The sequence below is a fragment of the Candidatus Methylomicrobium oryzae genome (genome assembly GCF_016745425.1).
GTDB classification, from domain to species: Bacteria; Pseudomonadota; Gammaproteobacteria; order Methylococcales; family Methylomonadaceae; genus Methylomicrobium; species Methylomicrobium oryzae.
On sequence record NZ_JAERVK010000006.1, the window covers coordinates 24,417 to 38,497 of the forward strand.

A 14,081-nucleotide genomic window follows, 5' to 3' on the forward strand; every position below is an offset into this window, starting at 1 on the left:
CAAACCTTCCTTTACCGTCGCGGCTGATTTCCCGGATCAATCGAAATCAGGCTGTTACAATAACCAATTAGCCAAATTCTATAGGTAATTCTATGTGCTTTCTTAAGCAGTCTTCAGGATTCACTCTAATTGAGTTGATGACAGCTGTTGCGGTAATCGGCATTCTGTCCGCAATAGCCTATCCTTCATATACCGAATATGCGAAACGCGCCAAACGCGCAGATGGCAAGGCTGGCTTGTTAAGCCTGCAACTGACGCAGGAAAAATATCGGGCGAACCATACCTCCTATGCCGCCGCTCTCTCCGACCTAGGTATAACGGACAGTGATTCTCCCGATAAACATTACACTCTAGCGGTAACTGCCGCAGATTCAACAGCAACCACTTACACGGTTACCGCAACGCCTAAATTTACCGATGCCAACTGCGGCACGCTCGGCATCAATCAGGCAGGAGTCAAAACCGTTACTGGCAGCGAATCGGTTTCCAACTGCTGGGGTAAATAACAATCATATAATAACGTTCTTCCGAATCATGCGGATGAAACGGCTTGCCTCATCCGGTTTGTATGGGGATCAGATAGGCATAAAATTTTTATTCCGCTTTTTGAGCGTTTCTCCATTCGAAATTAAGAAACTCGCTATCTGCAGCGGATTTAATAATCCGCTGCAATTTTTACACTATCACAAAAAGCGGCCTCTCCGAAAAAATGACTATTTATCATCATTCCCACGCTCCACGTACCCAAAGGGCATAAATATGGGAATACCGCCTGAGCTGCGCCGGCAGCTCGAAACGCCTGGCTTTTCAGCCGGTTCCCAAGCTGGGCGTTCATCGTTATACACCCGTCCTGTAAAACTCCGTATTCAGGCTTGGGAACCATGCAGAATCAAGCTTCAGCTATTACAAAGCGCTCACTGGCTCAACTTCTTGTATTTGATCCGGTGCGGATTGTCCGCGTCGCTGCCCAAGCGGCGGTGCCGGTCGGCTTCGTAGTCCTGATAGTTGCCTTCGAACCAGACCACCTGGCTGTCACCTTCGAACGCCAGAATATGCGTCGCGATCCGGTCCAGAAACCAGCGGTCGTGCGAGATGACCACCGCACAGCCGGGGAAAGCCAGTAAAGCTTCTTCGAGCGCACGCAGCGTTTCGACGTCCAAATCGTTGGTCGGCTCGTCCAGCAGCAACACGTTGCCGCCGCTTTTCAACAGTTTAGCCAAGTGAACCCGGTTGCGCTCGCCGCCGGACAAGTCCCCTATCCGTTTCTGCTGATCCGCGCCTTTAAAATTGAAACGCCCCACATACGCGCGCGACGGCGTTTCGTATTTGCCGACGGTGATAACGTCGAGCCCGTCCGAGATTTCTTCGAAGACCGTATTGTTCGGATTCATGTCGTCGCGCAGCTGATCGACATACGACAACTGCACGGTCTGGCCGATCGTCAAAGTCCCCGAATCCGGCTTTTCCAGCCCCGCCATCATTCTAAACAAAGTCGTTTTACCGGCCCCGTTCGGGCCGATGATGCCGACAATGCCGCCGGGAGGCAGTTTGAAGCTCAAATCGCTGATCAACAACCGGTCGCCGAACCCTTTGCCGATATTGTCGGCATGAATCACTACATCGCCGAGACGAGGTCCAGGCGGAATATAGATTTCCTGGGTCTCGTTACGCTTTTGCACCTCAACCGACGACAATTCTTCGAAACGCGCAAGGCGGGCCTTGCTTTTCGCATGGCGCCCTTTCGGATTCGAGCGCACCCATTCCAATTCGGCCTTCATGGCTTTCTGGCGAGAAGTTTCCTGCCTTTCTTCCTGCTCCAGGCGTTTTTCCTTCTGCTCCAGCCAGCTCGAATAATTGCCTTCCCACGGAATGCCCGCGCCGCGGTCGAGCTCCAGAATCCAGCCGGCGACATTGTCCAGGAAGTAGCGGTCGTGCGTCACCGCCACGACGGTGCCCGGATAATCGTGCAGGAAACGCTCCAGCCAAGCGACCGATTCGGCGTCCAGGTGGTTGGTCGGCTCGTCCAGCAGCAGCATATCCGGATTCGAAAGCAGCAATCGGCAAAGCGCAACCCGGCGTTTTTCACCGCCCGACAATTTCGTCACATCGGCATCCCAATCCGGCAAGCGCAACGCATCCGCGGCGATTTCGAGCTTTCTCTCCAGTTCCCACGCGCCGGCCGCCTCGATTTTTTCCTGCAGCTCGGCCTGTTCGGCCAGCAAGGCATCGAAATCCGCATCCGGATCCGCAAACGCATTGTTCACTTCATTGAAGCGGTCCAGAACGGCTTTGATGTCCGCGACCGCTTCTTCGACGTTGCCCCGCACACTCTTGTTCGGGTCCAGTTGCGGTTCCTGCGGAAGATAACCGATATAAATGCCCTTTTGGGGAACCGCTTCGCCTTCGATTTCCTTGTCGATGCCGGCCATGATTTTTAACAACGTCGATTTACCGGAACCGTTCAAACCCAAAACGCCGATCTTCGCGCCGGGAAAGAATGATAGCGAGATGTCCTTCAGGATATATTTCTTGGGCGGAACGATTTTTCCGACCCGATTCATTGAATAGATGTATTGCGCCATTTTGTTATTAAAGTGCAAGTGAGGAAAAGGGGTTCGATGAGGGCGAATTATCCCATGTTTCTTGCAGAGAGGTAACCCGGCAGCCCGCTAAAGCATTGCCTATCTCCCAAATACATACTATTGGGATACTTTCGTTTTTTCAAGGTCTTAAGAAAAAACGTAAAAAAGTAAACCGAAAAAAGTGCGGGGAAGATTGTATGCAAAAAACCCGCCACAATGAAAAGATGTCCGATTAGATTTTCAATTATTAAAAATTGATGTTATAATTTTCGCTTATGAGTTGGATGCTGTGAAGAACAGTGAGTTTTCAATGTGATTAGGGAGAGAGGCTATGCTTATCTTGACTCGTCGGGTAGGTGAGACATTAATGATAGGTGATGACGTAACCGTCACAGTGCTTGGAGTCAAAGGCAATCAAGTACGCATCGGAGTTAATGCGCCGAAAGAAGTCTCTGTTCACAGGGAAGAAATCTACGAACGCATCAAAAAAGAGCAAGCTGAATCTACTGATACAGACAGCTCAAATTAAAACTGATCTGGAGGGATGGCCGAGAGGCTGAAGGCGCTCCCCTGCTAAGGGAGTATGGGCCTATAAAGCCCATCGAGGGTTCGAATCCCTCTCTCTCCGCCACGTTTTAAACTACTCATAAAAAAATAAATTAAAAGGGATTGTTGACAAAGAGATAAAAACCAGGGATAATAAGCGGATCAATTAGGCGCCCGTAGCTCAGCTGGATAGAGTACTCGGCTACGAACCGAGCGGTCGGGAGTTCGAATCTCTCCGGGCGCGCCAATTAGCAATTTTATCGACATTCATTCCCCTGTAGCTCAGTCGGTAGAGCAGGTGACTGTTAATCACCGGGTCGGCGGTTCGAGCCCGTCCGGGGGAGCCAAATAAATCAAGGGCTTAGGCTAAAACCTAAGCCCTTTTTTTATGCTTGAGGGACAATAGCGGGACAATTTAAGATAAAAACTCTCAACAAATCCCAACAAATTAAGGATAGTTCAGTTCTAGACAAACCGTTTTATACTGCACGCGCCTGCTCAATTTATCATTTAAGCTCTAAACGATGAATGCAGCGCAATTGAAATGCCTTTTAGTTTTCTCTCTCTTTGCCCTCATCGGTTTTTGGGCCTGTCTCCCCTGGTTGCTTGATAGGCATGTACATTATCATGGTGCGACCGCCGGTTCTTCAACTTGGCCTGTGATTTATATGACAACCAGCCTCATTTTCAAGAAAGACTTGGTGAAAAGCAAACCAGACTTTAGTGTTTTCTGAGTTTGCTCGGTTTGTTCATTATTGATATTGCGCCATTCCCGACGACGCCCATCATGGCCGTCCTGATCATTTTTCAGTCGCCCAGTATGGTTTATTCGAACGATTGCGAACGTGTATGGGAAAGACATAAAATCATGACTGAGCGTTCTTTCTCAATGCCGCTGTCTAAAATTATATAAATTGGCCAGCTTTCCTAATACAACCTACTACAAAGCGGGCACTAGTGACCGACTTTGGACATGGGCAATATCGGCCCAGGAGTAGGCATTCACTATAGAGAGATATAGTTGGACTGAATGGCTGTTTGTCTCCTGATTGTGTTGAAAAAGTCCACTAGCTGCTTCGACCCTAACCGGTCTATTGATATTGTTTTTTTAATGGCGTTTCAGGGCAATATTTCGGCCACTCAAAATTTGGCTTTGGAATTATCCCGATCTTTTTCATGCATAAAATGTAGGTTATTCCGTTCGGAAAATTTAGTACTCAAGCTCATTCTTGATAGTAAAGTGGAAAAGGACGTATGTTAGCCCGTCCTGGATAATAACTTGTTAGGCATTACAAAATTTTAGTATCCTTTCAAGTGAAAACATAGAAGACTGTGGAGAGATAGTATGCCTGTAGATCCGAGAGATCAGCTATGGATCGCTGTATATGAAACTTATTACCAATCATACTACCAAGAAATCCTTTCTGATGCGCTTCTCACTCGCTGGCAACGCTTTGATGATCTCACAAAACTGATTGTTGCTCTGACTGCCAGTAGTTCAGCAGTCGCTGGCCTTGTTGCCTACTTTTCAACCAACAACAATTTAAATATTACATGGCTCTGGCCGGTACTTTCTGGAATAGCCGCGCTATTTGCCATATGCCATAAAGAAATGGCAGTTCAATATAGACTGCGTGATCATAGCGATAATATGAAAGCATTTTCATCACTGCGTCTTGATCTAGAGACATTCCGCTCACTTATTCAGATTGAACCTGAATTTCCAATTGACGAGTTTAAGAAGACGTTTGAAGAATTTCGGAAGCGATACAGTGAGGAATATCGTAGACTTAGAATTGATTCTTTTTTAACAGATGGGTTAAGAGAAACCTGCCAGGCCGAGTTAAATCGACGTATAACCACTACAACTACATAGCCTAATGGAGACTAAGTAAATGGCTTACGATAAAAAGCGCGATGCACCAAAACCCCCGCCGCCGCCTCCACCACGACCAAAGTAATTTTAGGTTTTCTTTTTCTTAGGCTTACAGAATCAGCAGTCAGAATGCTAAACAAGAGACAGCAATATGTTAGTATGTTTGTTGTAATCTATGCTTGAGAATTTATTATTATTAATTCGGAGTTATTTTATGTTTGATTTTGTATTTGGCGGGAAGAGAAAAATTGAATTAATTAGGGAGTTGTTAGAACAGAGGATGAGAGACGTTGGTTTTGACGATATGGAATACAGGTTAAAAGTAAAAGAATTAAGTAATATGCAACTAATTGGTACACCTGAAGGGGATATTGTTACCATAATTGGAACTGTAATTAAACTTCAGAAAAAAGGACTTATTATAAAAGATATTATTGAATCAATTGAAGATCATAGAAAGATATTAGGGCAAGATAGAAATGAATTATTGAATATATTAAAAATAGCAAGTGGCCCAGCTCATGAAGCAGGTGGGGCAATTCCAATGTATTGTTGGTATAGACTTACTATTGAGAAACCACCAGGAATAATGACGGAAGAACAATTTCAAAACGCTTTTATGCAAGCAGCTGAAGAATTAATGAAATGATTTATTAATATTGCACGCTGTTTCACACAAAATAAAAAAGGCAATGATAACAACGAAAAATTCCGAGTTGAATCAAGATATCGTAAATTTACAAATAAACATTCTTTTGGACTTTACAAAATCACTTGCATATTATCGAACCATTAAACAGGATCGGCAGAGAATTCAGAGAAATAATGATTTTTGGGTATATTCTATGAATACATATTATTACAAAGCAATCACCGATTGGTGTATTGTTTTTGGTGCTGATAACAACGAGTCTCACTGGAAAAAAATATCTGATTATGATATGTCAACAATTGAGCTAGAAATACGTTCTGCAGCAGGTCTTACAGGTGATGATTGGGGAAAATATTGGAAAGAAATTGTAGATTTTCGTAACAATTACGCTGCGCATAGAAGTGTAAATCCTAATGACGACAAGGTTCCTAGCCTCGACAAAGCGTTTGAAATTGCAAAGTCATATTTTGAGTTGCTAAGGAAGTGGTTAAGTATTCCAAATCACGATCTTAACTCTTTAGATGTTTTATTTCCTAACTTTGAAATTGAAATTCTGCCTGTATTGCAAAGAGATTTTTAAAGATTCTTACATGTCCACTATATGCGGCATGCGGTAGTACGTTGCAAAAATTCAACATTCGACATTTCGATACGATCTGTCGAATGTTTTTAGTTACTGTCTTCTCGAATGATAAAATGTTGCCGTTACCCGCCATTATCTAAATTATCCTGATAGACAGGTAATGGCCGAAAGCGCCAATTCCATACCTACAGTTGTTTGTCATCTTGAATCCAAACTTTTACAAATCCGGTAAGCCAAATTTGGCTGCATTTTTAAATCCAGCCGAGGTGTGAAATTTTTTTCCTAGCGCACCCGACCCTGGGAATATCTACCCCTCTTGACTGAAATACTCCGCTTAATTTTCCATCATCAGGTTTAAACCACCGGCTTTAGCCGGTCAGCTTTAGCTGCGAAAATAGAGCACAATGAGGTGTGAGATGGATTACAGATACGGGAGTCATACGGTTTTCTAGATTGAGTATCATTTTGTTTGGGTAACCAAATAGCGTTATCAGGTTCTCAGGGGCGAGATTGCGGAGCGGGTTAGGGAAGTGGTTCGCCAAACCTGTGAAGCGTTTGAGATTCGGATTATCCGAGGTGTGGTGAGCAAAGACCACGTGCATATTTTGGTCAGTGCGCCGCCGAATCTGGCGCCGAGCGAGATCATGAGACGGATCAAAGGACGAACCTCGAGCTATCTGTTCGAAGAGTTTCCGCACTTGAAAAAGCGTTATTGGGGACGACACTTTGGGGCACGGGGCTATTTCTGCGCCACTGTTGGGCAGATGACGGAAGAAATGATCCAGCAGTATTTGGAACATCACTTTGAGCCTAATCCGAACGATAACTTTAAGATGGAACCCGATTGAGACGCGTCGTTGAGCCGACGCGTATCCGGACTTTCAGTCCGTCAATCAAACCCACCGGCTTTTAGCCGGTGGTTGTTTAGTAGTCGAATTCAAAAATCATCTCTCTAGAGCACTTAGCTAAAACAGCTAAATTCTTCCAAAAAAATCACCCCATTGACCGGCTAAAAAATAGCCAATTCGGCCTATTTCTATTTTTAGCAGTCCCAACAGTGTCCCATACAAAGCAGACTACTATTCTTATTAGCTTCGTATAAGACTATATAGATAAAAGAACATGTGATTACTTATCCCCTGGTGCCATTTTTTGCGCTTTGTTATAGTATATCCTTACACCAAAAAAACGGGCCTGGAAGTGCCACCAACACTGCCAGACCCTAACCACCACTTAACGAATCGGGTTAAGCAATGGCTACTACTAATTATACCGCCATTGCCCCCTAGGGGTTTATATGGCAACCATCGAAAAACGCACCGCCGAGAATGGCGATATTTCCTTCCGGGTTAAAGTCAGACTGAAAGGCTATCCGGCACAATCAGCAACTTTTGACCGGCTAACTGATGCTAAGAAATGGGCATCAGCTACCGAATCAGCCATCCGGGAAGGCCGACACTTCAAAACCGCCGAAGCCAAAAAGCACACCTTAGGCGAGTTGGTGGACAGATATATAAAAGAGGTTTTGCCCACTAAGCCCAAGCAAGTTGACAAGCAAAAGCAACAGCTCGAATGGTGGAAAGATAAAATGGGTGCTTATATCCTAAGCGACGTAACTCCGGCCATGGTTGTTCAATACCGGGATGAACTTGCCAGCGGAGAGACAAATCGCGGGACAACCCGCAGCCCCGCTACCGTTGTTCGATATATGGCGGCGCTATCCCATGCTTTCACTGTTGCCGTGAATGAATGGCAATGGCTTGAAGATTCACCAATGCGTAAAGTTAAAAAACCTAAGGAATCACGAGGGAGGATTCGGTTCTTGGATGATGACGAACGCGAACGCTTTTTAACTGCTTGCCAGCAATCAACAAATGACTGGCTGTATTTATGCGTAATCCTGGCTCTTTCAACCGGAATGCGGCAACGCGAATTAATGGGGTTGAAGTGGCAGGATGTGAATTTAAAAGATGGCTTTATTATTCTGCACGAAACCAAGAACGGTGAGCGGCGGCGGGTCCCTTTAGCCGGTCATGGGCTGGATTTGTTACATGAGCATGCCAAGGTAAGACGGCTAGATACCGATTTACTGTTCCCCGGCAAAACACACAAAGATAAGCCCATCGATTTAAGAAAGCCCTTTGAAACCGCCTTAAAACAGGCTGAGATAACCGATTTTCACTGGCATGACCTAAGGCATTGCACTGCCAGTTATCTAGCCATGGACGGCGCCAGCTTGGCCGAAATCGCCGAGATTCTGGGCCATAAAACCCTGCAAATGGTGAAGCGCTATGCCCATTTGAGCGATGGGCACGTCAGTAATGTAGTTGCCAGCATGAACGCTAAGATTTTTGGTGGGACGCAATGAAATCCCTGGCCTCATTCCATAAGGCGCAACAAATCGTTAAAAACTTGCAAGGCGATCACTGGCCGGAGAGCTTGACCTTGGCGCAAGCCGCCAAACTGCATTTTGCCGACGATGAACTCAAAAGGAATGGACTTATAGAGCATCTATACGACGCCGCAAAAGAAGGAGGGCTCGACTTCGATAAGCTTAAATTTGGTTGTGACAGGGGTTTTTTGGCTTCTTCTGGAAGCGTTATTAATCGGCAAATAAAACGTTATCCTCATCTTGACTCAGGCCTGAGAAAATCTCAGGTAGACCGAGAGAATGAGTTTTTAATAGCCCATACTCCGTCATGTGGATGGATCGACTTTTTATCCCGCGTAAATTCGCGAGAATATACACAGTTATCGCAGCATGCTTGCGGATGCGATACGCAATGTTTTGTTCACAAAGCCTTTCATAATGGATTTCCTTATCTATGGAGTATTAACGGTATTCATCAAGACGGATTTAAATTTGAATTAGCTTTCGTAGGTTATCCGATGGTCACAGCGGAACAATACCGGAACTTCTGTCTCGCCGAATGCGTACCAATCCCGGAAAACTCACTAATTAGTGACTGGTTAGGCGATTCGCAGGACTCAAAAGAACAAACTCTCACTGCAAAATTTGAAGAGAGGGATGAACAGAACGATATTGGATATTCGGGGCTTCTGAACCTACCAGCCAAAAAAGATGCGTGGTTCGATGTTATAGACGACATGACGAGAGAATTCTATGATGAGCACAACCATTTGCCCAATCTGACGCAAGCATGGGGTAGATTAAGCCGCAATCCGCCAAAGGGTTATGAAATCACATCTAATAAAATAAAGGGCGAGGACGTGCTGGAGATGCCGGGCGTTACTCATTTAGCTCATAGCGCGTTCACGAAGCGGTGGAAAAGCTATACCTCAGTAGAGAAAAAGAAAAGGCAGAAAAAAACCTGATAGAAGATTTTAAGCCCCAATAACGGATTTTAACTCTCGTCACCGTTTGTTCTTTCGGTTAGGTTGGAGAATTGCCGCAAGCCCGAACAGCACGTCCGGGCGATTCTTGTTCAACTACGAATCAGGGCAATCCCGATGACACAGACCACACTCGACCCCATAACCCCTGCCTGGATTTATTCCACCGTCAAGCAATTCTGCCAGCGCCATCCCGCATTTACCGTGGGCGGAGTGCGCCATCAAATCTTCCATGAGGAAACTAACGGCTTAAAACGCGCTGGCGCGATTGTACGCAATGGACGGCGCGTTCTGATCAATGAGCCGAAGTATTTTGCGTGGTTGGAAGCCTGCCAATCCAACGGCCAATAAAAAAGCCCCGACCGCTTACTGAAGCCGGGGCTGACTTGCCTAAAACAGCAAAGCAATTTAAACGACTGATTATTATAGCTGTTTTTGGCAATGGACGCACCCGGCAAAGCAACAGGAACAGATTGAATGAATAATACAATTTCAACGCTTTGCAGCGCAGGCTTATGCCTTGTCCCTATCCCATCCCGCGACGGCAACCCTACGAAAGGTCCGGGCAAGGGTTGGAATCAGCCTCGCAGTGAGGTTAATAAGAACGGCTACAGCAACAATCCGGCCGATTTCGTCGAGTGCGAGGGCTACAATTTCGGCCTCTATCATGGCGCCTCCGGTACGCTGGCGCTTGATATCGATGACCTTGAACAAACCCGTGCATTGTTCTCGGATGTCGCGGGAGTCGATCTTGCCGAGTGGCTGAGCGATCCTTACCGCTTCGAGATTCAGAGCCCGAAAGCGAATAAAGGAAAGCTGATTTTCCGGCTGCCGGATGGCTTTGTTAGTGAGGGGGCTAAAAAGCTGGTGTTGGCTAATCAGACTATTTTCGAATTGCGCACCGGAAATGGCTGTCAGGATGTAATTATCGGGCACCACCCGGAAGGCGGTGCGTATCAGTTGATAGGCGATCCCGCGGCGATCCCCGAGGCGCCTCCGGTTCTGCTGGAGATGCTGAGGCACTGGGATGACTGGAAGGTCTGCTTTCAGCCGGTTCCAGAGTCGGCGCTGGACAGATCGGAACCCTTACCGCGTCAGCTCCAGCCATACGAATCCTTTGCAAGTAGCCGCGATCCTATCGCCGAGTTTAATCAGGCTTATACTTTATCGGATATTCTGACTCGTAACGGTTATACGCCCTATGGCAAAGACCGGTATCTCCGTCCCGGCAGTGCCTCCGGTGCGCCAGGCGTTGTGGTCTTGCGGCAATGCAAGGACGGCAGGGAGAGGGTCTATTCGCATGGCGGCGATGTGCTCAGCGACGGTAAGCCTCATGATCCGTTCGATTGTTTTAGGCTATTGGAATGTGGCGGCGATCAGAACAAAGCGCTGAACTGGAGTTCGGATATTACCCAGCATAACCGGCGCCTATTTCATTGCCAAAACCGCTTAGCCAATTCGGAACAAGCGCGTTTTTCTCCGCCGGCATTGCCCGGTACCGACGCACGCGACGGAACTCCCCACTCCCGGCCTTTGACCGAACACGGGAATGCCTTGCGATTAAGCGATGCGCATGAAGGCCGCATTTATTATGTGTACGACGCGAAAGCTTGGTTATATTGGCATGATGCTGCTTGGCATTGGGATATTGACGGCGCTGCTATACGCCGTCTTGCCGGGACACTGCCCGAACAGATTTACCAAGAAGGCGGCTTATATCTTGCCGACGCTGAGCTTTATGCGAAATGGGCGCGGACGAGCCAGCAAGAAAAAACGATCAATGCCGCTGTTTCGCTATTGAAGGATTTCAACCCTTTCCGTATAACGCTGGCGTGCATCGATGCCGATGAGTTTCTGGTTGGGCTGGACCAAGGCCGGCAGGTACTGGATTTAAGAACCGGCACAGCACGAGCCGCTTTGCCTGGAGATTTCGTGACTAAATCGCTGCAAGTCGATTCGATAGGCGAATCCACCAAAGCGGAGCGCTGGCTTGCCTTTCTCGATCAGATATTCGAAGGCGATACGGAGCTGATCGACTGGTTTAAGCGCTGGTGCGGGTATTTGATGACCGGTTCCACCTGTGAACAAATCCTGCTGTTTTTGTACGGTTTGGGCGCAAATGGCAAAAGCGTGCTGGCCGATACGCTCCGCTTTATCATGGGCGACTATGCGCGCGCCATACCTACCGAAACCCTGACCGAATCGAAAAGACAGGCCGGGGCGGCCAGTCCTGATCTGGCGGATTTAATCGGCGCTCGGCTGGCGCTGAGCTCGGAAACGGAAGATGGTGCTGCACTGGCGGAATCGCTGATCAAGAGCTTGACGGCAGGCGATACAATCAGTGTGCGCAAGCTTTATACGAGCCCGGTCCAGTTTACTCCGCAGTTCAAATTGATGATCTTGGGCAACCATAAGCCCATCATCAAGGGGAACGATGTCGGTATCTGGCGCCGTCTGCGGCTTATCCCGTTTAGGCGCATATTCAAAGACAAGGAGCGTGATCCTAACCTATTGGAAAAGCTGAAAGCCGAAGCCTCCCACATTTTGGCCTGGATGGTGGAGGGCTGCTTGGAGTGGCAACAGCACGGGCTCGCCGAGGTGCCGGCAGTCATCCGCAATGCGACGGCGGATTATCAGGAAGAACAGGATTTAATCGGGCGTTGGCTGGCCGAGTGCTGCCGAGAATCAGATCAGGCCGAAACCTCGGCACAGGAGCTTTATCGGAGTTACCAGCAATGGTGTATAGATAACGGTTTAAGGGCGGGCGCGAATATTAGTCTCGGTCGACGACTGGGAGAACGAGGATTTCAGCAGCGGAAATCTCGCGGCCGTTCTATCTGGTTGGGCCTCGGTATCGATTTAACGGCAGACCTGCATGATTGCAGCACCGTTCTTAGCCAAGCGAGGGAGGATGGGGAGGATTGAAGGCCGTTTTATAAACTTTTCTATGTAAAGTTTCTATACGGACTTTTATAAAAATAGCGTTTATCCTCCCCATCCTCCCCGCGACACAACATCAAGACTGGGGGACGGGCAATCTAGGGGCTGGGGGAGAAAAGGCCCCGGCCGAGAGGAGAAAGGGGTATAGGCCTGGAGTGAACTCAACACACCCCAGCTTGGCTAAGCGATCATAGCGCGAAGGCGCATATTCTGCGAGTTGAAAAATAATGCGTGATTTTTACCTATTTATAGCGTAAAAAACGAATAAGATTAGGGCTCGTCAATGTTCACACACAACCCGCTATATGTGAATTGTATTTTGAATAGGAATTTATCCCGATGCGATTGATTGCCCATCCGACAGGAAATAAACGCGGCCGTCCGACAGTTCCGCTCAATGGCAGGTTGTTTTCAATTGTTCATGTGACATTGAAAGAACTCCAGGCTATAACCGATTGGCTGGATGGCGCGGGGTATAAAGCTTGCAGGCTAAATGCCGAACCGGAGTATATACCTGCTTTCAGTGTATTTCGCGTGGGCTACCTTCTGCCTGCCGATCATCGAAGCCGTTGTACGTTCGAAGAAGTGTATGGGCAAATTTATCGGAATTTACGGGGAGATAATCCGATGCTGCGGAAGAAACGGTTTTATCAGGCTGATTATCAGAGGAAAAGGCGAAAACGATCAACTGAGGTGAAATAAGCTTTTGTACTAATATCTTAAAAAATTAAAAAAATCGTAATGACTTCAAAAAGTGCCTTTACATTTTTTTGTTTATGGCCTCTTCTAACTACACTTTTTAGCACAGGAGTGCAAGCCAAAGATAATGTAGTTAAAGAATTATGTTTAGCCAGCTTTAATAAGGAAAGCAAAATCCCGACTTTATTCAGAGAGACATATTGTTTGTGTATATCGAAGCAAGCAACTTCAAGATTAAGTACAGAAGAATATGAAATATTGAAAGAAGTAAATGCCTCAGAAAAAAATAACAAGTTTTCTGAACAGCTTCTAGGCAAAATAAAGTCCAGTAATATTTCGAATACCATTACTCAAGCAACTTCTTATTGTATGGAGAAATATTTGAGTGATGATTATAAAATTGTTGAAGGCACTAACGGATTTAGGTTATTTATTGGCTGTAACATGGTCGAGCATGCCCTTTCTGTTAGCTTAACCATTTACAATGGTAAATATACTGGGTATCTATCATCCCCATCAACAGATTCATGGGAAGAGCTTGACAAATACATAAATAATAAAATCAAGGTTGAGTATAAAATAGACGAGGCACCATATAAAATAGACTATTGGAATGAATCTACTGATTTTTCTCATTATGTGTTAGAGGCACCAAATCCTGAATATTTATTGAAAAAAATAAATAAATCAAAAAAATTAATTTTGAAAATCATAGATACAAAAAAATCAATTTATTTAACAGAATTTAACGTTACAGGATATTTTCCAGACGGCTGGCAAGCTTGCAAACCTAATTTTAATAAATCACATAAAAAATGATTATTCATAAATCTAAATAACAATAATTTT

At 46.2% G+C, this 14,081-nt stretch carries 13 protein-coding genes, 3 tRNA genes and 1 pseudogene; 16 read left to right on the top strand and 1 reads right to left on the bottom strand.

What is annotated here, in order from left to right; translation table 11 throughout:
• Positions 1-92 precede the first annotated feature (92 nt).
• Positions 93-506, top strand: coding sequence for a type IV pilin protein (locus tag JJL52_RS08035; RefSeq protein ID WP_202051892.1), 414 nt, complete (start codon positions 93-95; stop codon positions 504-506).
• 408 nt (positions 507-914) lie between these two features.
• On the opposite strand, the gene ettA is transcribed toward JJL52_RS08035, so the two are convergent.
• On the bottom strand, positions 915-2,582 hold the full coding sequence (ettA, locus tag JJL52_RS08040; protein WP_202051893.1) for an energy-dependent translational throttle protein EttA: 1,668 nt from the start codon (positions 2,580-2,582) through the stop codon (positions 915-917).
• 331 nt (positions 2,583-2,913) lie between these two features.
• Between ettA and csrA the strand changes: the two genes are divergently transcribed.
• The 15 genes and pseudogenes from csrA to JJL52_RS08115 all read left to right on the top strand — a co-directional run bounded on the left by csrA (position 2,914) and on the right by JJL52_RS08115 (position 14,051).
• On the top strand, positions 2,914-3,111 hold the full coding sequence (gene csrA, locus JJL52_RS08045; protein ID WP_202051894.1) for a carbon storage regulator CsrA: 198 nt from the start codon (positions 2,914-2,916) through the stop codon (positions 3,109-3,111).
• 9 nt (positions 3,112-3,120) lie between these two features.
• Positions 3,121-3,213 (top strand) — tRNA-Ser (locus JJL52_RS08050).
• An 85-nt stretch (positions 3,214-3,298) separates the two neighbouring features.
• A tRNA-Arg gene (locus JJL52_RS08055) sits at positions 3,299-3,375 on the top strand.
• A gap of 24 nt (positions 3,376-3,399) precedes the next feature.
• Positions 3,400-3,475: transfer RNA gene (locus JJL52_RS08060), tRNA-Asn, on the top strand.
• A 177-nt stretch (positions 3,476-3,652) separates the two neighbouring features.
• On the top strand, positions 3,653-3,862 hold the full coding sequence (locus tag JJL52_RS08065) for a hypothetical protein (RefSeq protein WP_202051895.1): 210 nt from the start codon (positions 3,653-3,655) through the stop codon (positions 3,860-3,862).
• Positions 3,863-4,473: 611 nt separating this feature from the next.
• Positions 4,474-5,004, top strand: coding sequence for a hypothetical protein (locus JJL52_RS08070; RefSeq protein WP_202051896.1), 531 nt, complete (start codon positions 4,474-4,476; stop codon positions 5,002-5,004).
• Between the two features lie 214 nt (positions 5,005-5,218).
• Positions 5,219-5,653: a hypothetical protein gene (locus JJL52_RS08075; protein ID WP_202051897.1), complete on the top strand. Its 435-nt coding sequence runs from the start codon at positions 5,219-5,221 to the stop codon at positions 5,651-5,653.
• A gap of 196 nt (positions 5,654-5,849) precedes the next feature.
• On the top strand, positions 5,850-6,236 hold the full coding sequence (locus JJL52_RS08080; RefSeq protein WP_202051898.1) for a hypothetical protein: 387 nt from the start codon (positions 5,850-5,852) through the stop codon (positions 6,234-6,236).
• A 455-nt stretch (positions 6,237-6,691) separates the two neighbouring features.
• Positions 6,692-7,087 (top strand): annotated as a pseudogene (gene tnpA, locus JJL52_RS08085) (IS200/IS605 family transposase).
• Positions 7,088-7,536: 449 nt separating this feature from the next.
• The gene (locus JJL52_RS08090; RefSeq protein ID WP_202051899.1) at positions 7,537-8,607 is read left to right on the top strand and encodes a tyrosine-type recombinase/integrase; all 1,071 of its coding nucleotides are present in this window, start codon (positions 7,537-7,539) and stop codon (positions 8,605-8,607) included.
• Positions 8,604-9,575, top strand: coding sequence for a hypothetical protein (locus tag JJL52_RS08095; RefSeq protein ID WP_202051900.1), 972 nt, complete (start codon positions 8,604-8,606; stop codon positions 9,573-9,575). Before JJL52_RS08090 ends, JJL52_RS08095 begins: the two co-directional genes overlap by 4 nt.
• Before the next feature lie 135 nt (positions 9,576-9,710).
• A complete protein-coding gene (locus JJL52_RS08100) occupies positions 9,711-9,944 on the top strand; it encodes a hypothetical protein (protein ID WP_202051901.1) in 234 nt (77 codons plus the stop codon).
• A gap of 126 nt (positions 9,945-10,070) precedes the next feature.
• Positions 10,071-12,518: a phage/plasmid primase, P4 family gene (locus JJL52_RS08105; protein ID WP_202051902.1), complete on the top strand. Its 2,448-nt coding sequence runs from the start codon at positions 10,071-10,073 to the stop codon at positions 12,516-12,518.
• Positions 12,519-12,872: 354 nt separating this feature from the next.
• Positions 12,873-13,235: a hypothetical protein gene (locus tag JJL52_RS08110; RefSeq protein ID WP_202051903.1), complete on the top strand. Its 363-nt coding sequence runs from the start codon at positions 12,873-12,875 to the stop codon at positions 13,233-13,235.
• Positions 13,236-13,274: 39 nt separating this feature from the next.
• Entirely contained in the window at positions 13,275-14,051 is a 777-nt protein-coding gene (locus JJL52_RS08115) for a hypothetical protein (protein ID WP_202051904.1), read from the top strand.
• The last annotated feature ends 30 nt before the right edge of the window (positions 14,052-14,081 follow it).